15 protein-coding genes and 1 pseudogene are annotated in these 18,841 nt (G+C 75.3%); 4 read left to right on the forward strand and 12 right to left on the reverse strand.

Features of this window, described 5'->3' with window-relative positions; translation table 11 throughout:
- From AB0C99_RS22055 to AB0C99_RS22085, 7 genes and pseudogenes are all read right to left on the reverse strand, one after another.
- A pseudogene (locus AB0C99_RS22055) lies at positions 1-111 on the reverse strand (3-hydroxyacyl-CoA dehydrogenase NAD-binding domain-containing protein); the annotation flags it as partial.
- Between the two features lie 24 nt (positions 112-135).
- Positions 136-1,068 (reverse strand): cation diffusion facilitator family transporter, encoded by a 933-nt coding sequence (locus tag AB0C99_RS22060; RefSeq protein WP_362477482.1) that lies wholly within the window; start codon positions 1,066-1,068, stop codon positions 136-138.
- 81 nt (positions 1,069-1,149) lie between these two features.
- Complete coding sequence (gene manA, locus AB0C99_RS22065) at positions 1,150-2,301, reverse strand: mannose-6-phosphate isomerase, class I (protein WP_362477485.1); 1,152 nt, start codon at positions 2,299-2,301, stop codon at positions 1,150-1,152.
- A 352-nt stretch (positions 2,302-2,653) separates the two neighbouring features.
- Positions 2,654-3,913, reverse strand: coding sequence for an SIS domain-containing protein (locus AB0C99_RS22070; protein ID WP_362477488.1), 1,260 nt, complete (start codon positions 3,911-3,913; stop codon positions 2,654-2,656).
- 138 nt (positions 3,914-4,051) lie between these two features.
- Positions 4,052-4,237, reverse strand: a complete 186-nt coding sequence (locus tag AB0C99_RS22075; protein WP_362477491.1) for a Trm112 family protein — start codon at positions 4,235-4,237, stop codon at positions 4,052-4,054.
- A gap of 143 nt (positions 4,238-4,380) precedes the next feature.
- Positions 4,381-5,742, reverse strand: a complete 1,362-nt coding sequence (locus tag AB0C99_RS22080; protein ID WP_362477494.1) for a phosphomannomutase/phosphoglucomutase — start codon at positions 5,740-5,742, stop codon at positions 4,381-4,383.
- Positions 5,743-5,864: 122 nt separating this feature from the next.
- On the reverse strand, positions 5,865-6,296 hold the full coding sequence (locus AB0C99_RS22085; RefSeq protein ID WP_362477708.1) for a DUF3499 domain-containing protein: 432 nt from the start codon (positions 6,294-6,296) through the stop codon (positions 5,865-5,867).
- Between the two features lie 284 nt (positions 6,297-6,580).
- On the opposite strand from AB0C99_RS22085, the gene AB0C99_RS22090 reads away from it, so the two are divergent.
- A complete protein-coding gene (locus AB0C99_RS22090; RefSeq protein ID WP_362477497.1) occupies positions 6,581-7,027 on the forward strand; it encodes a metallopeptidase family protein in 447 nt (148 codons plus the stop codon).
- Between the two features lie 102 nt (positions 7,028-7,129).
- Here AB0C99_RS22090 and AB0C99_RS22095 read toward each other — a convergent pair whose 3' ends face one another.
- The 3 genes from AB0C99_RS22095 to AB0C99_RS22105 all read right to left on the reverse strand — a co-directional run bounded on the left by AB0C99_RS22095 (position 7,130) and on the right by AB0C99_RS22105 (position 12,834).
- On the reverse strand, positions 7,130-8,656 hold the full coding sequence (locus AB0C99_RS22095) for a DUF5719 family protein (protein ID WP_362477500.1): 1,527 nt from the start codon (positions 8,654-8,656) through the stop codon (positions 7,130-7,132).
- A complete protein-coding gene (locus AB0C99_RS22100) occupies positions 8,653-12,357 on the reverse strand; it encodes a glycosyltransferase (protein ID WP_362477503.1) in 3,705 nt (1,234 codons plus the stop codon). The genes AB0C99_RS22095 and AB0C99_RS22100 overlap by 4 nt, the downstream gene beginning before the upstream one ends.
- 213 nt (positions 12,358-12,570) lie before the next feature.
- Positions 12,571-12,834, reverse strand: coding sequence for a WhiB family transcriptional regulator (locus AB0C99_RS22105; RefSeq protein WP_046911872.1), 264 nt, complete (start codon positions 12,832-12,834; stop codon positions 12,571-12,573).
- Positions 12,835-13,537: 703 nt separating this feature from the next.
- Here AB0C99_RS22105 and AB0C99_RS22110 point away from each other — a divergent pair.
- Genes AB0C99_RS22110 through AB0C99_RS22120 form a run of 3 tightly spaced genes read left to right on the forward strand, consistent with a single transcriptional unit; the run spans position 13,538 to position 16,372 of the window.
- Positions 13,538-14,047 carry a cysteine dioxygenase family protein gene (locus AB0C99_RS22110; protein ID WP_362477505.1) on the forward strand — a complete coding sequence of 170 codons (510 nt, stop codon included), beginning with the start codon at positions 13,538-13,540 and terminating at the stop codon, positions 14,045-14,047.
- A 13-nt stretch (positions 14,048-14,060) separates the two neighbouring features.
- Positions 14,061-15,053, forward strand: a complete 993-nt coding sequence (gene cofD, locus AB0C99_RS22115) for a 2-phospho-L-lactate transferase (RefSeq protein ID WP_362477508.1) — start codon at positions 14,061-14,063, stop codon at positions 15,051-15,053.
- Complete coding sequence (locus tag AB0C99_RS22120) at positions 15,050-16,372, forward strand: coenzyme F420-0:L-glutamate ligase (RefSeq protein ID WP_362477511.1); 1,323 nt, start codon at positions 15,050-15,052, stop codon at positions 16,370-16,372. Before cofD ends, AB0C99_RS22120 begins: the two co-directional genes overlap by 4 nt.
- A gap of 12 nt (positions 16,373-16,384) precedes the next feature.
- On the opposite strand, the gene AB0C99_RS22125 is transcribed toward AB0C99_RS22120, so the two are convergent.
- Positions 16,385-17,479 carry a DNA-3-methyladenine glycosylase 2 family protein gene (locus AB0C99_RS22125; RefSeq protein WP_362477513.1) on the reverse strand — a complete coding sequence of 365 codons (1,095 nt, stop codon included), beginning with the start codon at positions 17,477-17,479 and terminating at the stop codon, positions 16,385-16,387.
- Between the two features lie 195 nt (positions 17,480-17,674).
- Positions 17,675-18,757: an NDP-sugar synthase gene (locus AB0C99_RS22130; protein WP_362477516.1), complete on the reverse strand. Its 1,083-nt coding sequence runs from the start codon at positions 18,755-18,757 to the stop codon at positions 17,675-17,677.
- Between the last annotated feature and the right edge of the window lie 84 nt (positions 18,758-18,841).

Here is an 18,841-nt window from a genome sequence, read left to right on the forward strand (position 1 = left end):
GGACTCGGGGCGCTCCGTCACCGCGGCGATCTTGGTGATCGGGATGGCGGAGGTGTTGGAGGCGAGCACGGCGCCGTCCTTGGCGACCTTGTCGACCCGTTCGTTCAGGTCCGGGGCCTCCGCCCTTCGTGCGCGTCAGGCGGTCTCGGCCGCCCGGCGCTCGGTGTAGATGTCCGGCTCCAGGTAGATGACCCGGGCGATCGGGACGGCGGCCCGGATGCGCTCCTCGGCCGCGTTGATCGCGGCGGCGACCTCGGCGGCGGTGTCGCCGCCCTGGACGCCGATCTTGGCCGCGACCAGCAGCTCCTCGGGGCCGAGGTGCAGGGTGCGCATGTGGATGAGGCGGGTGACGGTGTGGCCGTCGACGATCGCGGCCTCGATCCGCTTCACCTCGTCGAGCCCGGCGGCCTCGCCGAGGAGCAGCGACTTGGTCTCGGCCGCGAGCACGATCGCGATGAGGACGAGCAGCACGCCGATGCAGACCGTGCCGATGCCGTCCCAGACGCCGTTGCCGGTCAGCAGCGCCAGGCCGACGCCGCCGAGGGCGAGGACGAGGCCGATGAGGGCGCCGAGGTCCTCCAGGAGGACGACGGGCAGCTCGGGGGCCTTGGCCCGGCGCACGAACTCCTTCCAGGACAGCGAGCCGCGGAGCTGGTTCGACTCCTTGATCGCGGTCCGGAAGGAGAAGGACTCCGCGACGATCGCGAAGAGGAGGACGCCGACCGGCCAGTACCACGCCTCGATCGCGTGCGGGTGCTTGATCTTCTCGTAGCCCTCGTAGATGGCGAACATGCCGCCGACGGAGAAGAGCACGATGGAGACGAGGAAGGCGTAGATGTACCGCTCGCGGCCGTAGCCGAAGGGGTGCTGCGGGGTGGCCTCGCGCTGGGCGCGCTTGCCGCCGAGGAGGAGCAGCCCCTGGTTGCCGGAGTCGGCCAGGGAGTGCACCGACTCGGCGAGCATCGAGGACGAACCGCTGAAGAGGAACGCCACGAACTTGGCTGCGGCGATCGCGAGGTTGGCGGCGAGCGCCGCCACGATCGCCTTGGTTCCGCCTGACGCGCTCATGGGTCTACGTGTTCCCTTCGTCGCTGCTACGGGCCGCGGTGGTGCCGCCCTACTGCCGTCGTTCGGCCGGTCATTGTCGCATCAGGCCACGACGGTGGCACGGAAGAGCGTTCCGGCGCCGGACAGTTCGGTCGTTTCGCCCGCCGGGACGAAGACCGAGTCGCCGGGCGCGAGCGCGGCGCCGTTCACGACGGGGCGGCCGGCGGTGGCGAGCAGGATCTGCGGGGTCGCCGTGGTGAGGGCGGTGGGGGCGGCGCCCTCGGGGCGTACGAAACGGGAGAGGCGGAATTCGTCGATGGGGGTCTCGTAGACCTCCTCGCCCGCCGGGGACGCCTCCGGGCGCAGGATGCCCGGGTCCATCGGCTCGAAGCGGACCACCCGAAGGAGTTCCGGCACGTCGACGTGCTTGGGGGTGAGGCCGCAGCGCAGCACGTTGTCGGAGTTGGCCATGATCTCGACGCCGAGGCCGTCGAGGTAGGCGTGCGGCACCCCGGCGCCGAGGAAGAGGGCCTCGCCGGGCTGGAGGGTCACCTGGTTGAGCAGCATGGCGGCGATGACGCCGGGGTCGTTGGGGTAGTGGTGGGCGATCTGGGCGTACGTGGCGTACGCGCCGCCCAGCCGGCCCGCCGCGGCGGCGGCTTCGGCGACGGTGGGGGCGAGCTCCTCGCGGTCGGCGGTGAGGAGCGCCGTCAGGACCTCGCGCAGGGCGGCCTCGGCCGGGTGGGCGTGGAGGAGGTCGACGTACGGCTTGAGGGTGTCGACGCCGAGCGCGGCGAGCGTGTCGGCCGCGTCGATCGGGTCGCGGAAGCCGCACAGGCCGTGGAAGCGGGTGAGCGCACAGATCAGCTCGGGCTTGTGGTTGGCGTCCTTGTAGTTGCGGTGCGGCGCGTCGAGCGGGACACCCGCGGCCTCCTCGGCGGCGAAGCCCTCGCGGGCCTGGGTGAGGTCGGGGTGGACCTGGAGGGAGAGGGGCGCGCCGGCGGCGAGGATCTTGAAGAGGAAGGGGAGGTGCGGGCCGAACTTCTCGACGGCCGCCGGGCCCAGTTCGCGTACGGGGTCGGCGTCGACGACCTCGTTGAGGGGACCCCGGTCGGTGCGGGAGGGGGCGCCGGGGTGGGCCCCCATCCACATCTCGGCCTGGGGCTCGCCGGTGGGGGCGAGGCCGAGCAGTTCCGGGATGGCCGTCGTCGATCCCCAGGCGTAGGGGCGGACGGTGTTGGCGAGGCGGTCCATGGGGCTTCCAGCTCTTTTCAGTGCGATGGGTGCGGTGATGGACGTGGGGGCCGTGGGGACTGCGGGGGCTTTGGGGTCTGTGAGGGCTGTGGGGGTCCGTGAGGAGTCTGTGGTCTGTGAGGGCTGTGGGGTCTTTGGTGGGTGTGTGGGTCGTGGGGCTTGTTGGGGCTGTGAGGACTCGGGGTCTGTCGGGTCCGCCGGGTCCGTCGGGTCTGTCTACAGGGGCTGTGGGGACGTCAAGGGGCCGCCGCGGGGCCGCTCGGTGAAGGGCCGGGGGCCGCGGCGGGTGCCGTGGGCGGTGCGGGGGCCGTACGGGGTGGTGGGCGCGGGGCGGGTCATGGTGCCGGGGTGGTCAGCGGGGGGACAGGCCCGCGGAGGCGAGGGAGAGGTAGACGGCGGCGAAGTCGGTCACCGCGAGGAGTTCGGCCAGCGCCTCCAGCGCCGTGCCCTCCTCCGGCTCCAGCTCGCTGAGGGCCGTGCCGTGGCCGAGGACGAGCTCGCGGGCCGCGGGCGCGGCGCTGAGGGCGCCGGTCTCCGGGTCCACCGGGCTCTCGGGGCCGGGGGTCTCCGGGCCGGGGCTCTCCGCGGGCGGTGTGCCGTCCGCCCGCTCCCGTCCGGCCCCGGGCGCCCGGCCCCTGCGGGTGGCGCGGTCGCGGAGCAGGACGACCCGGGCGCGCAGGGCCTGCGGCTCGTCGACGCGGTCGCGGAAGAAGTCGTCGGGGTCGGCGGCCGCCGCGTAGTCCCCCGCCAGGAGGACGCCGTGGGCCGGCATGGCCTCCGGGAGCTCGGCGGCGAGGGCGGGCAGGCCGGCGAGCTCGGCGAGGACGGCGGCGAAGCGGCGGCCGGCCGGGCCCGCGGCCTGGCCCTCGGTCCAGATCAGCGGGAGCGCGTCGGCGAGTTCGGCGGCCAGGGTCTTGGCCGGGTTGCCGTAGGTCGCGATGGCCGGGCCGCAGCGCTCGGCCGTGCGGTCCAGGCGGTCGGCGACCTGCTCCAGGGCCTCCGGCGGGGCGTCGACGAGGCCGACGCGGTCCAGCAGCGCGAGGAGCGGGGTGAACAGGGCCCAGAGCGCGCCGGGGCTCGCGGCGAGCGTCTCGCCGTACTCCGCGACGGTCTCGTGCGGGGCCATGGCCATGGGCACGAGCAGGCCGTGGGCGCGGCCGACGGCCTCGGCGAGCGGGGAGGTCTTCGGGGCGACGGCGACGACGGTGATGCCGCGGCGGTACGCCTGTTCGGCGAGGAGTCCGAGGCCCGGTTCGGAGCCGTCCGTCGTCGGGATGAGCAGCAGGTCCACGGAGCCGGCCCAGCCGGGCAGGGCCCAGCGCAGGGCGCCGGCCGCGGGGGCGACGCCGGTGGGGGCGAGGCGGATGACCGGGGCGGCCGCGCCCGCCAGGGCGCCGACGAGGTCCGCGACACCGGCGGCGGCGGTGCCGGGGCCCGCGACGAGGACGGCGCGCGGGCGGCCCTCGGGGCGGAGCTCCGCGATGCCCGCCTCGGTGGCGTGCCGGGCGGCGGTCCTGACCCGGGCGCCGGCCTCGGCGGCGCCGCGGAGCAGGCCGCGGCGGTCGGCGAGGGCGAGGGCGTCCGGATCGTCGAGGAGCGTCTCGTCGAGCATGTCGGCCTCCGGTCGTCGGAGCGGGGCCGGCCGGTGTCGGCCGGCGTGGTCTTCCCCCGGGTCTCCCCGTCACCCGTCGCGCGGGTCGGCGGGTCGCCCCGTCATCGTCGCGCCGGGCGCGGGTCGCCCTGTCGCCCGTTACGCGGGGCGGCGGGCCTCGTCGACGAGGAGGACCGGGATGCCGTCGCGGACCGGGTAGGCGAGGCCGCAGTCGGCCGCCGTGCAGACCAGCTCCGGGGTCTCCTGCGCCGTCCGGTCGTCGAGGGGAGCGTGGCAGGCCGGGCAGGCCAGGATCTCCAGGAGGCCGGCGTCGAGCTGCGGCATGTCGGGTCCCTTCGGGGGCGGGCGTTTCTGCGGTCGCGGGCCAGGTCAGCCTACCGCCGGGAGCGGGGGGTGTGCGGTCGGCGGCCCGGTGGGGCCGGGCCGGGGGGGGGGACCGGGTCCCCCGCCCCGCCGACAGCCAGGCCCTAGCCGCGTACGAGCTTGAGGACCTCGTCGCGGAGTTCGGTCATCGTGGGCTCGGTGCGGGCCTCGATGTTGAGGCGGAGGAGGGGCTCCGTGTTGGAGGCGCGGAGGTTGAACCACCAGTCGGCGGCGGTGACCGTCAGGCCGTCGAGGTCGTCGAGGGTGACGCCGTCGCGGCCCTCGTACGCCTCGCGGACCGCGGCCAGCCGGCCCGCCTGGTCGTCGACGGTGGAGTTGATCTCGCCGGAGGCCGCGTAGCGGTCGTAGGCGGCGACCAGGGCCGACAGCGGGCCGTCCTGGCCGCCGAGGGCGGCGAGGACGTGGAGCGCGGCGAGCATGCCGGTGTCCGCGTTCCAGAAGTCCTTGAAGTAGTAGTGCGCGGAGTGCTCGCCGCCGAAGACGGCGCCGGTCTTCGCCATCTCCTCCTTGATGAAGGAGTGGCCGACGCGGGTGCGGACGGGCGTGCCGCCGTGCTCGCGGACGACCTCGGGGACGGACCAGGAGGTGATCAGGTTGTGGATGACCGTGCCGCCCGGGTTCTTGGCGAGTTCGCGCGCGGCGACGAGGGCGGTGATGGCCGACGGGGAGACCGGGTCGCCGTTCTCGTCGACGACGAAGCAGCGGTCGGCGTCGCCGTCGAAGGCGAGGCCGAGGTCGGCGCCCTCGGCGCGGACGCGGGCCTGGAGGTCGACGATGTTCTTCGGGTCGAGCGGGTTGGCCTCGTGGTTCGGGAAGGTGCCGTCGAGCTCGAAGTACATCGGGATCACGTCGAGCGGCAGGCCGCCGAGGACGGTGGGGACGGTGTGGCCGCCCATGCCGTTGCCCGCGTCCACCACGACCTTGAGGGGTCGGATGGCGGAGAGGTCGACGAGGGAGAGCAGGTGGGCCGCGTAGTCCGCCAGGGTCTCGCGCTTGGTGACCGTGCCCTCGGTGGGGGCCGCCGCGGGGGCGCCCTCGTCCGACCAGCGCTCGACGAGCTCGCGGATCTCGCCGAGGCCGGTGTCCTGGCCGACCGGGGCGGCGCCCGCGCGGCACAGCTTGATGCCGTTGTACTGGGCGGGGTTGTGCGAGGCGGTGAACATGGCGCCCGGCAGGGCCAGCGCGCCGGAGGCGTAGTACAGCTGGTCCGTGGAGCAGAGTCCGATCAGCGTCACGTCCGCGCCCTGGCGGGCCGCGCCGCGGGCGAACGCGGCGGACAGGCCCGGCGAGGACGGGCGCATGTCGTGGCCGATGACGATCGCGTCGGCGTCCGTCACCTTCACGAAGGCCGCGCCGAAGAGTTCGGCGAGTCCCTCGTCCCACTGATCCGGCACCACCCCGCGGACGTCGTACGCCTTCACGATCTGCGACAGGTCAGCAGCCACGGATCAACCCTCCTGAAGTCTCGGCAACACCGACGCGCGGAATGCGGCGCGCGTGCGGAACGCCCAAACTACCCGGGAAGGGACCTTGATCAGTTTTCGGGGAGCCGGTTCTCGCCGGGGAGTCAGTTCTCGGGGGAACGGAGCACCCGGAGGTGGCCCCGGCGGCCGACCTCCGTGGGGTCGCCGCCGCGTCCGCCGCCCTTGCCGCCGGCCTCGGCCGCGCGCTCCTGGGGGCGGGCCGCCTCGCGGACCGCGTTGGCGAGGGCTTCGAGGTCGTCGCCGCTGGGGCGGGCGGGGGCGGAGCCGTCGGTGAGGCGCACGACCTCCCAGCCGCGCGGGGCGGTGAGGCGCTCGCTGTGCTCGGCGCACAGGTCGTAGCAGTGGGGCTCGGCGTAGGTGGCGAGCGGGCCGAGGACCGCGGTCGAGTCGGCATAGACGTACGTCAGTGTCGCGACGGCAGGCCGGCCGCACGCAGTGCGCGAACAGCGACGTACAGGGCTCACGACGTTGGACGGTACCGCACTCTTGAGCGGGCCGCGACGACTCGCCCCCAGGTCACTCCACCGTGTCGTGGTGTGACGTCCGCCACGGGACCGTTCCGGGCGCCCGTTCCGACCTGCGGAAGGGCCCCGCCGCGCCGGGCGCGGCGGGGCGGGATCCGGACATCACGGCGTACCGATTCGGTCGGTCACGGCCAGATGGCCGATCACGGGCGGCCCGGAAATCGGGCCCGTGTGTGGCCGGAACGCTCGGCTTCCGACAGTCCGGCCGGCCGGGGCGGGGTCCGGGGGCGGGCAAGGGAAGCTCGTGGAAGACCGGAGAGAGTTACGCTGCGTCAGTGACCGAACCCACCAGCAGCAAGGACAGCCCCGCGCCCCGGGTGCGGCGCCGCGACCGGCACGGCCGGGGGATGCGGGGGCCGGTCGCCCCGCCGCAGGTGCCGCTGTCGGCGAGCCGGGCGGACACCTTCCGGGATCTGGTGCTGGACTCCGTGGAGCGGCTGGAGCGGCGCTGGCCGCAGCTCGCGGACGTGGAGTTCCTGGTCATGGAGGTCCCGCCGACGCCGGCGGGCGAGGCCGTGGTGGCGCTGGGCGGTTCGGCGCCGGCGGAGAAGGGCGAGCCGGCCCGGGTGGTGGTCTACCGGCGGCCGGTGGAGATCCGCTCCAAGAGCCGTGACGAGCGGGCGCTGCTGGTCCACGAGGTGGTGGTGGAGCAGGTGGCCGAGCTGCTGGGGCTCTCCCCCGAGTCCGTGGATCCGCGGTACGGGCAGGACGAGCAGGACTGAGCCCCCGGGTTCGGGCGGGACGCGTTCGCGCCGGGGGCCGCACCACTCTTACGGGAGCCCCGCACCACCCGTACGGGGTGCGGGGGCCGCTCTGGGCCTGCCCTAGTCGTCCAGGACCGACAGGTCCTGCCGGGCGGTGGGGACGATGACGCTGCCCCGGTCGTCCTCGAGGTTCTGGACCGTGAACATGGGGATGCCGTCGCGCGGCAGCTCCAGCGTGCGGGAGCCGTGGACGGGGCCGCCCGAGAGGCGCTCGACGGTCAGCGCGTAGCTGCCCTTCAGGCCCTCGGGGACGGGGGCCGGGAGCGTCGTGGTCGTCCCGGCCTTGAGGGTGAGCTTCTTGGTGACCGGGGTGCCGCCCTCCGAGCCCGCCGAGGCGGTGATCATGACCTCGGCGCCGGCGCCGGGGGCGGTCAGGGAGAGCGTGGAGCCCTTGGCGCGGTTGTCGGCGACGGTCGCGCGGCCCTCGATGGCGCCGGCCGCCGGGATGAAGGCGACCTCCTGCCGGTCGCCCTTGCCCCGGACGACCTGGAGCGCGGCGACGACGGGCGTCCGCTTCTTCGGGTCGGACGGGGTCAGCAGGAGCGAGCCGGGCTCGCCGCGCATGAGGTCCTTGAGGTCGGTGCCCGCGGTCATGCCCGACTTGACGTGCAGGGAGGAGGCGCTGGCCGGGACGATCGCGCCGGTCGGGGTGACCAGCTGGATCTTCAGGTCGGCGTCGTCGTCGCCGGGCGCGAAGGCCACCAGCCGTACGGAGGTGGCGTCGGCGGGGATGCCGGGCAGCACGGCGGTGGCGGAGGGGTCGGCGGAGGCGGGCAGCCAGTCGCTGCCGAGCTTGTCGTCGGCGGAGCCGATGAGGGCGCCGACGCGTCCGCTGCGGGTGGTCACGTGGACCGTGACGTCCTGCTGGGCCGCCTCGCCGGTGAGGGTGGGCAGCAGCACCGGGACGGTGGAGTGGGCGGGGACCGGGATGCCCTCGGTGATCTGGGACTTGAGGACGCCCTCGGGGCCGTACAGCTCGATGTCGGCGACGGCGGCGCTGTCGTCGGGGTTGGTGAGGTGGACGTAGTCCTGGCGCTGCTTCGCGGTGGAGGCGGCCGGGAACCAGAATTCGGTGTCGGGGGCGGTGCAGGAGGCGCCGAGCAGGCCGCGGGCGCCGCCCGCCGGGTTGACCGTGGTCTGCTGGACGGTCCAGCCGGGGGCCAGGACGCCGTTCGCGGTGCCGGTGAGGGCGGGCGCGGTGGCGCCGTCGGCCTCGGCGGTGACGGGGGTGCCGGGCTTGGTGACGGGCGCCGGGGCCTTGGGCGCCTTCGGCTTCTTGGCGGCGGTGTCGCCGGGGCCGGCGGCGGTGGCGGCGGGCCTGAGCTCGGCGCGGGCCGCGGTGGAGCCGCCGGTCTCGCTGGTGCGGCCCTTGCCGGTGCCGGGCGGGGTGTACGCGGTGTACAGCGTCTCCGCGACCTCGGACAGGCTGGGGGCCGGGCAGACCAGGCTGGAGCGCTCCACGGGCAGCCGGGCGGGGGCCTGGGCCGCCGGGGCGGCGGTGCCGTCGGGGGCGGTCAGGGAGGCGACGCCGGTGACGGCGGCGAGGGCGGTGGCGACCGCGATCAGGGAGAGGGTGGTGCGCTTCACTGGTGGCTGCTCCCGTCGGGACGCTGCTGCTGTTGCTGCTGTTGCTCGGGGACCTGGCCGGGATGCGCGGCCGGGTCGTACCCGTAGCCGTAGGGGTCGTAGGCCGCCCCTTCGGCGTACGGCTGCTCCGCGTACGGCTGCTGCTCCGGGTACGCCTGCTGCGGGTTGGACTGCTGCGGGTACTGCTGGGCGTACGGGTCGTAGCCCTGCTCGGCGTACTGCTCGCCGTACTGCTGCTGGGGGTACGCGTACGGGTCCTGGCCCTGGGGCTGCTGGTAGTAGCCGGGGGCCTCGGCGTACTGGACCTGGGGCTGCTCGTAGCCCTCCGCGGCCTGCGGCTCGTACGGCTGGGGCTCGTGCGTCTGCTGGGCGGGCACCGGGGCGGGGACGGGCTCCGGCGCGGCGGCGGGCGCGGCCGCCTCGGCCTCGGCTTCGGCCTCCGCCGCGGCGCGCAGGCGGCGGGCGCGGCGGCCGTCGCCCTCGGCGGCGGGCGCGGGGATGGCGAGCTCCTCCTCGGGCAGGTCGTCGTCGATGTCGCGGCGGCGGCCGGGGAGGGCGAGGACGAGCAGGACGACGGCGAGGCCGACCTGGGTCCAGATCCACACGGTGTGGGTGAGGGGCTGGTCGAAGGTGAGGTCGAGGCGGCCGGCCTCGGCGGGGAGGGTGAAGCCCTGGGCCCAGCCGTCGACGGTGACCGGGGTGAGCGGCTTGCCGTCGAGGGTGGCGGTCCAGCCCGCGTCGGCGCGGTCGGCGATCCGCAGCACGCGGCCGGCGGGGCCGGCCGGGACGGTGGTGTGGGCCTCGACGGGTCCGGCGGCGACGGCGACCGTCTTGGCGGCCTCGGTGCCGTCGGCGGCCGGTGCGGCGGGGGCGCCCTTGGCGGTGCCGGGGACGATGGTGATCCGGGCGACCTCGCGGTCGACGCGCCACAGGGCGCTGCCGTCGAGCTGGCTGAGCCGGGAGAGGCCCGGGGTGGCGTCGAGGACGCGGCTCATGGAGCGCGGCGCGCCGTCCCGTACCAGGACGTAGCGGATCGCGAAGCCGCTGAGCTCCTGGGTCTGGTCGGCGCCGGAGCCGGCCACGAGGTGGGAGACGACGTCGTCGAGGCGGGAGTCGCCGCCCGCGGCGGCGGCGAGCTCGGCGTCGCCGAGGCGGGCGCCGGAGCCGCGGACCAGGGTGTAGTCGACGCGGCCCGCGGCGCCGCCGCCGAGGACGAGGGTGCGGGCCTGGTCGCGGGTGGCGCTCTCCTCGGCGACGAAGGCGGGCACCTGGACCGGGTCGCGGCGGGTGAGCGGGCCGTCGGCGCCGCCGATCATCCAGCTCGCGGCGGCGACGACGGGGCCGAGGGCGCAGGCGAGGGCGATGAGCGCGGCGACGGGCTGGCGCCAGCCGAAGCCGTGGGCGGCGACGCGGGTGCGGCCGCCCTCGGCGCCGATCATGCCGGCGGCGAGCAGGGCGGCGCCGTAGACGAGGGTGGCGGGGCCGGCCCAGCCGGTGCCGCCGGTGCCGTTGCCGAGGACGGCGAGGAGGAGTCCGGCGAGGGCGGCGGCCCAGGCGGCGCGGACGGCGAAGGCGCGCTCCTCGCGGAGCAGGGCGCCGAGGGCGGCGAGGACGAAGCCGAGGAGGACGAGTCCGCCGATGGTGCCGGGGCCGCCGGGGCTGGTGCCGAGCAGGTCGAGGGCGGAGGCGGCGCCGGTGGGGATGGCGAGGCCGGCTTCGCCGAGCAGGTCGCCGGGGCTGGTCAGCAGCGAGAGCGACCAGGGGGCCAGGACGAGCAGCGGGGTGCCGACGGCGGCGAGGAAGCGCAGCCCGTACGCGGTGATGTCGTCGCGGCGGAGCACGAGGACGCCGAGGCCGAGGACGACGGCGAGCGGCCAGACGACCGGCGTGAACGCCATGGCGAAGGTGAGCAGGAAGGTGTACGCCCAGGTGGCGCGCCAGCTGCCGCGCTCGGCGCGGCCGAAGCCGTGGGCGGCGACGGCGGCGCGGGCGATCAGCGGGAGCAGGATCGCGAGGACGGCGGTGCCGAGCCGGCCGGTGGCGAGGGCGCCGGTGGCGGCGGGCAGGAAGGCGTAGGCGACGGCGCCCCAGGCGCGCAGCAGCCGGGATTCGACGATGCCTCGGGAGGCGAAGTAGGCGGTGAAGCCGGCCAGCGGGACCGAGCAGACGAGCAGCAGGGTCAGCGCGAGGGAGGTGGAGCCGAGGAGGACGGCGGAGAGCGCGGCCAGCACGGCGAGGTAGGGCGGGGCGGTCTGGGTGCCGCCGCCGCCGATGGCGTGCCAGCCGTCGGCGTAGCGGGACCAGAGGCCGGAGACGGTGTCGGGGGCGGGCAGCAGGGCGCCGCCGGCGAGGGAGCCGCCGGCGAGGAGGCCGCGGCAGGCGACGAGGGAGACGACCAGCAGGACGGCGAAGAGGAGGGGGCCGGGCCTGCCGGCGACCTTCTTCAGGCGCGCGAACTGCTCGACCTCCATGAAGTCGGCGTCGTCGCCGCCGGGGCCCGACTCGACGGCGCCGTGGCGGGAGCCGGCGTCCGTGTCGTCGCCGCCGAAGTGGGAGGTGAGCTGCTCGGCGGCGGCGCGGATGGTGGCGCCGGGCGGCGGGAACAGCGGGCGCAGTTCGCTCGCGGGGACGGCCGGGTTCTTGCGGCGCTTGCGGGCGGCGAGGATCTTCTCGGGGCGCAGCAGGGTGGCGAGCAGGCCCATGATCTCGTCGACGGCCTGTCCGGGGGCCTTGCCGACGAGGTAGCCGAGGGTGCGCAGCACGGTGCCGACGACGAGCCGGACGAGGACGTACGGGAGGGCGGCGCCGCGGGTGTTGGCCAGCAGGGTGTAGACGGCGCCGGCCTTGTCGACGCGGTGCGGGTCGGCGGCGGTGCGGCCGGCGCAGTCGACGGTGCGGCGTTCGCGGGCGGACGCCTCGGCGTGCCGCAGGACGGCGTCGGGGGCGACGAGGACGCGGTGGCCGGCGGCGTGGGCGCGCCAGCACAGGTCGACGTCGTCGCGCATGAGGGGCAGCCGGCGGTCGAAGCCGCCGAGCTCCTCGAAGACGTCGCGGCGGATGAGCATGCCGGCGCTGGAGACGGAGAGGACGGGGCGGACCTGGTCGTGCTGGCCCTGGTCCTGTTCGCGGCGGTCGAGTCCGGTCCAGCGGCGTCCGCTGCGGGCGATGGTGACGCCGGCTTCGAGGAGCTGCTTGCGGTCGTACCAGCCGCGCAGTTTGGGGCCGATGACGGCGGCGTGGGCGTCGGAGTCGGCGACGCGCAGGAGTTCGGCGAGGGCGCCGGGCTCGGGGGCGCAGTCGTCGTGGAGCAGCCAGAGCCACTGGACGGGCTCGCCGTGCGGGAGTTCGGGCAGCTCGTAGTTCTCGTCCTGCCAGGTCCTGCTGACCGGGTCCCAGCCGCTGGGGCGCTTCAGGTAGGGCAGGTCCTCGGGTCCGAGCGCGGGCGCGGTGCGCGCGGCCTCCTCGACGGCGGTGCCGAAGCCGGTGCGGCGGGCGAGGTGGAGGACGCGGTCGGCGCCGAGGGCGTCGGCCAGGAGCTGCGCGGAGTCGTCGGCGCTGCCGGTGTCGGCGGCGACGGCGTTCTGTACGGGGCGTTCCTGGGCGAGCAGCCCGGCGAGGGCGTCCGGCAGCCAGCGGGCGCCGTCGTGGGCGACGAGCACGGCGGTGACGACGTGTCGCGGGAACTCAGGAGTTGAGGACATCGAGCTACGGGCCCTCCGGCCGGGGGTCGCCCCGCGAGGGGCGTGGGTGCGGTGCGTCTCGGACGGAGGCCCACACTAACGGCTGGCACGACAACGGTCCGCCGCCTGTGGACAGAGCACAGGATGCGGACCGTTCGTTGTGTACGTCTTTGTCTGTGGGCCCCGGGGCCGCCTCGGACGGCCCGGCGGGCGCCCGCCGGGGAGTGGCCGGTTTCAGACGGCGGCCTTCTTGAGGCGGCGGCGCTCGCGCTCGGAGAGGCCGCCCCAGATGCCGAAGCGTTCGTCGTTCTGCAGCGCGTATTCGAGACACTCGGAGCGGACCTCGCAGGCGAGGCAGACCTTCTTGGCCTCGCGCGTCGAGCCGCCCTTCTCGGGAAAGAAGGACTCGGGGTCGGTCTGGGCGCACAGCGCGCGCTCCTGCCAGCCGAGTTCCTCTTCCGCGTCCTCGACCAGCAGTTCCTGGAACGTCTCGGTCATCTGCGCCCCTCGTCTGTCTCTGCGTCCCCGTGATGTTGCCGCTACCGAATCCGGCCGAACGACACGAGTGAAATTACAAGTTCGTGCTCTGTGCGAGTCAAGCCGAGATCTGCTATTGGGCCCCGTATTCACTCTGCGGAACCAAGCGTATGCGGAAAGTGTTCAAATCACCAAAAAACGTGACACATGCCACCGACCTGACTCACCGTCGCGTCCTCATAGGGAAGGACGACCGAGACATGGATCCTGTTGCGATCCAGCCATGGAAGCGATCCGGATCACAGCCTGATCACGGGACCGCCGCCATGTTTACGGGCACGGTTGCAGCGCGATGTCTCCTGGTCACGCGCTGCACAAACCTTTCTCCGGGCACTGTAACCGGATGAGGTGAAACATTAGCCCCAAATCGGGCATTGAGTTGACAGTCGGGTGTCCCTCCCGCCACTTTGGTGCCATGCCAGCGACCTCAGCGCCCTTCGCGACCCACGCCCGTGGGTGCCGCGGCGCTGCCTGGGAACGCTGTTGCTGTTGCCGTCCCTGTTGTTGACGTTGCCGACCGCCTGTTGACGCGCGCGTCCCACCGCAGCGCTCCGGCACCCCCCTCCGCGGCCTCCCGCCGCGCGTCCGCGGCCCCCGCGCCGCCCCCGCGACAGCTCCCCTCATCGCGACACCCCAGCACTTCTGCCGAGGAACCACCGCACCCATGAACATGGACAGCGACCTTCAGATCGCCGGCGACATCCTTGAGGTCCCGCACCTCCTGCAGCCCGCCCGCGAGCACCCCGCCACCGTCGCCGAGTTCGCCGGTCTCGCCCGCGAGATCGCCGCCGACCGCGCCAAGTGGGCCCCGTACGTCGAGTACGACGCCACCACCCGCTGGTACCACCGCCTGCGCACCGGGCCCGGCTACGAGGTCTGGCTGCTCTCCTGGCTGCCCGGACAGGGCAGCGGCGGCCACGACCACGGCGCCTCCTCCGGCGTCCTCACCGTCCTCCAGGGCGAGCTGACGGAGCGTACGGAGCGCGGCGTGCGCACCCTCGGCGCCGGCGCCCAGCGCGTCTTCGCGCCCGGCTACGTCCACGAGGTCGCCAACGACTCCCTCGAACCGGCCGTCAGCCTGCACGTCTACCACCCCGGCCTCACCGCGATGCCGATGCACGAGTCGCTGCGCGCGCAGTGCGCCCCGGCGGCCCCGGGAGTCGTACCCGCCTGACAGACTGCTGCCCATGCGCATTGTGGTTCTGGCCGGTGGCATCGGTGGTGCCCGCTTCCTTCGCGGCCTCAAGCAGGCCGCGCCGGACGCGGAGATCACGGTCGTCGGCAACACCGGTGACGACATCCATCTCTTCGGCCTCAAGGTCTGCCCCGACCTCGACACCGTGATGTACACCCTCGGCGGTGGCATCGACGAGGAGCAGGGCTGGGGCCGCGAGGGCGAGTCCTTCGCCGTCAAGAAGGAGCTGGCGGCGTACGGCGTCGGACCCGAGTGGTTCGGCCTCGGCGACCGCGACTTCGCCACCCACATCGTCCGCACTCAGATGCTGGGCGCCGGCTACCCGCTCAGCGCCGTCACCGAGGCGCTGTGCGCCCGCTGGCGGCCCGGCGTCCGGCTGCTGCCGATGTCCGACGACCGGGTCGAGACGCATGTGGCGATCGACGTGGACGGCGAGCGGAAGGCCGTGCACTTCCAGGAGTACTGGGTGAAGCTGCGCGCCTCCGTGGACGCGCACGCCGTGGTGCCCGTCGGCGCCGAGCAGGCGAAGCCCGCGCCCGGCGTCCTGGAGGCGATCGCCGACGCCGACGTGATCCTCTTCCCGCCGTCCAACCCGGTCGTGTCCGTGGGCACGATCCTCGCCGTGCCCGGCATCCGCGAGGCCGTCGCCGCCGCGCCCGCGCCGGTCGTCGGCCTCTCCCCCATCGTCGGGGACGCGCCCGTGCGCGGCATGGCCGACAAGGTGCTCGCGGCCGTCGGCGTGGAGTCCACGGCCGCCGCCGTGGCCAAGCACTACGGCCCCGGGCTGGTCGGCGGCTGGCTCGTCGACACCGTCGACGCGGGCGCGGTCGCCGAGGTCGAGGCGGCGGGCATCCGCTGCCGCGCGGTGCCGCTGATGATGACCGACCTGGACGCGACGGCCGCGATGGCCCGCGAGGCGCTGGCGCTCGCCGAGGCGGTCCGGGACGGCGGGGCGGCCGACGGGGACGGCGGGGCCGGCGCGTGACGGCGGGGCCCGACGCGGGCGGGGCGGCCCGCTACGAGGTGTGGGCGCTCGACGGGCTGCCGGAGGTCGCGGCCGGGGACGACCTCGCCAAGCTGATCGCCTCCGTCTCCCCCGGGCTGCTCGACGGGGACGTCCTCCTCGTCACCTCGAAGATCGTGAGCAAGGCCGAGGGGCGGGTGCTCGCCGCCGCCGACCGCGAGGCGGCGATCGACGCCGAGACCGTACGGGTCGTCGCCCGGCGCGGGACGCTGCGGATCGTCGAGAACCGGCAGGGGCTCGTCATGGCCGCCGCCGGGGTGGACGCCTCCAACACCCCCGCCGGGACGGTGCTGCTGCTGCCCGAGGACCCGGACGCCTCGGCCCGCCGGATCCGCGCGGGGCTGCGCGAGGCGCTCGGCGTGGACGTCGGCGTGGTCGTCACCGACACCTTCGGGCGGCCCTGGCGCGGCGGGCTCACCGACGTCGCCATCGGCGCCGCCGGGGTGCGGGTCCTGGACGACCTGCGGGGGGTCACCGACTCCCACGGCAACGAGCTGAACGTCACCGTGGTCGCCACCGGCGACGAGCTCGCCGCCGCGGGCGACCTGGTCAAGGGCAAGGCCGCCGGGCGGCCCGTCGCCGTCGTGCGCGGGCTCGCCCACCTGGTCGCGGGCGACGAGGAGCCGGGCGGCCGGGCGCTGGTGCGGGACGCCGCCGACGACATGTTCCGGCTCGGCACCTCGGAGGCGGTCCGGGAGGCGGTGACGCTGCGGCGCACCGTACGGGAGTTCGCCGACGAGCCGGTCGACCCCGGGGCGGTCCGGCGGGCCGTCGCCGCCGCCGTCACGGCGCCCGCGCCGCACCACACCACCCCGTGGCGCTTCGTGCTGCTCGAATCGGCCGCCTCGCGGCTGCGGCTGCTCGACACCATGCGGGACGCGTGGATCGCGGACCTGCGCGCCGACGGCAAGACGGAGGAGTCCATCGCCAAGCGGGTGCGCCGCGGCGACGTGCTGCGGAACGCCCCGTACCTGATCGTGCCCTGCCTCGTCATGGACGGCGCCCACTCCTACGGGGACCCGCGCCGGGACGCCGCAGAGCGCGAGATGTTCGTGGTCGCGGCGGGCGCCGGCGTGCAGAACCTGCTGGTCGCGCTGGCCGGGGAGCGGCTCGGCTCGGCGTGGGTGTCCTCCACGATGTTCTGCCGGGACGTCGTACGGGAGGTGCTCGGGCTGCCGGAGGACTGGGACCCGATGGGCGCGGTCGCCGTGGGGCGTCCGGCGGCGCCGCCCAAGGAGCGGCCCGCGCGGCGGGCCGGGGCCTTCATCGAGGTGCGCTGAGCGTCCCCGGCCTCACAGGCGCGTGATGTCGCCCGGTGTCATCCGGGGCGCCCGGCGGGGCGGCACCCGGCCGCTGAGCAGGATCAGGCGCGCGGCGCGGTGCCGCTGGCCCGCGTAGGGGGCCAGCAGCTCCAGCATCGCCGCGTCGTCCGCGGCGCGGTCGCCCGCGAGGGCCCAGCCGACGATGCCGGGCAGGTGGAGGTCGCCGGTGGTGACCTCGTCGGGGGCGCCGTTGCTGCGCTGGACCGTCTCGGCGGAGGTCCAGGGGCCGATGCCGGGGACCAGTTCGAGGCGCGCGCGGGCCGCCGCCGGGTCCATCGCGGCGGCCTCCTCCAGGCGGTTCGCCACGCGGGCGGCGCGCACGATCGTCGCGGAGCGCTTGCCGTCCACGTTGGCGCGGTGCCACTCCCAGGACGGGATCGTCGCCCAGCCGCGGGCGTCGGGCATCGCGTACATGCCCTCCGGGGCCGGTCCCGGGGCGGGCTCGCCGTACTTCCGTACGAGCAGCCGCCAGGACCGGTACGCCTCGTCGGTCGTCACCTTCTGCTCCAGGACCGTCGGGATCAGCGACTCCAGCACCAGCCCGGTGCGGGTCAGCCGGAGGCCGGGGCGGGCCCGGTGGGTCGCGGCGAGCAGGCGGTGGCGGGGGACGAAGGCGGCCGGGTCGTCGTCCGCGCCGAGCAGGCCCGGCAGCCGGTCCAGCAGCCAGGGCCCGCCGGGTCCCCACGCCTGGGCCCCGTCGGGGCGTACGCGCAGGGTGCCGGGGCCGTCGGGCGTCCGGCTGACCCGCCAGACGGAGCCGTCCGGGGTGACCCGGAAGGTGGGGTCGGCGGGGCCCCGGCGGAGCGGGCCCAGGGTCAGGCCCAGGTCCAGGTCCAGCCCCACGGGCCCGGCCCCGTCCGCCGGGGCGGGTACGGAGACGTGGCCGCCGCGCGTGGTGGTGCGGGTGGCGGGGAGGAGCGGGGCGGACGGGGTACCTGGGGTACCTGGGGTACCTGGGGTACCTGGGGTACCGGGAGTCTCGGAGGTACTGGAGGTACGGGGAGTCCCGGGGGTCCTGGGAGTCCCCGGGGTCCTGGGGGTCCCTGGGGTGAAGCGGCCTGCCATGGGTTCGAGCGTATCGGGGTGCGCGGGCGGGCGGCGGGTGCGCGGGCGGGCCGACGGGCGCTCGGGCGGCTCCGGGGGCGGGCCAGCGGGCACCCGGGCGGGCGTGCTGGCAGGCCGACGGGCGCTCGGCCGGGCGCGCCGGCAGGCCGACGGGCGCTCGGGCGGGCGGCCGACGGGGCCGCCCGCGCCCCGGCGCTACTGGTCCGAGCTGAAGCGGACCGCGCCCGCCGGGAGGACCGCCCGGCACCAGACGCGGACGCCGTCGCGGAGCTCGTTGTCCGCGCCCACGTCCGCGCCGTCGCCGATCACCGCGCCGGTCAGCACCGTACGGGCGCCGATGCGGGCGCCCGCGCCGATCAGGGAGTCCGTGATGACGGCTCCGGGGGCGATCACCGCGCCCTCCAGGACCGTCGAGCCCGAGATCCGGGCGCCCGCGCCGACGACCGCGCCGGGGCCCACGACCGTACCGCCGGTCAGCTTCGCGTCCGCCGCGACCTCGGCCGTCTCCAGGACCAGCCGGTCGCCGCAGCGGCCCGGGACCGCCGGGGAGGGCGCGCGGCCCAGGACCAGGTCGGCGGAGCCGCGCACGAACGCCTGCGGGGTGCCGAGGTCGAGCCAGTACGTGGAGTCGACCATGCCCTGGAGGTGGGCGCCGCCGGCCAGCAGCTCGGGGAAGGTCTCGCGCTCGACGGAGACCGGGCGGCCGGTCGGGATCGTGTCGATGACCGAGCGGCGGAAGACGTACGCCCCCGCGTTGATCTGGTCCGTCACGATCTCCTCGGGCGTCTGCGGCTTCTCCAGGAAGGCCGTGACGCGGCCGGTGCCGTCCGTCGGCACCAGGCCGAACGCGCGCGGGTCGTCGACCCGCGTGAGGTGCAGCGAGACGTCCGCGCCGGACGACTCGTGGGTGGCCAGCAGGGCCCGGATGTCCAGGCCGGTGAGGATGTCGCCGTTGAAGACGAGGACCGGGGCGTCGGGGCCCGAGCGCAGGTGGGAGGCGGCGTTGCGGATCGCGCCGCCGGTGCCGAGCGGGTCGGTCTCGGTGACGTACTCGATGCTCAGGCCGAGCGCCGAGCCGTCCCCGAAGTACGGCTCGAAGACCTCCGCCAGGTAGGACGTGGCCAGGACGATGTGTTCCACACCGGCCGCGCGGGCCCGCGCGAGCTGGTGGGTCAGGAAGGGCACGCCCGCCGCCGGGACCATCGGCTTGGGCGTGTTGACCGTCAGGGGACGCAGGCGCGTGCCTTTACCGCCGACCAGGAGGATCGCTTCTGTCACCTGTACGTCTCTGCTTCCTGTTCGGGTCCGGTCTCGTCGCCGGGGAGGCACGTTTCGCCCGTCCGTACGATATGACCGGTCAGT

The sequence above is a fragment of the Streptomyces sp. NPDC048659 genome (assembly GCF_040650575.1).
Classification (GTDB): Bacteria; Actinomycetota; Actinomycetes; order Streptomycetales; family Streptomycetaceae; genus Streptomyces.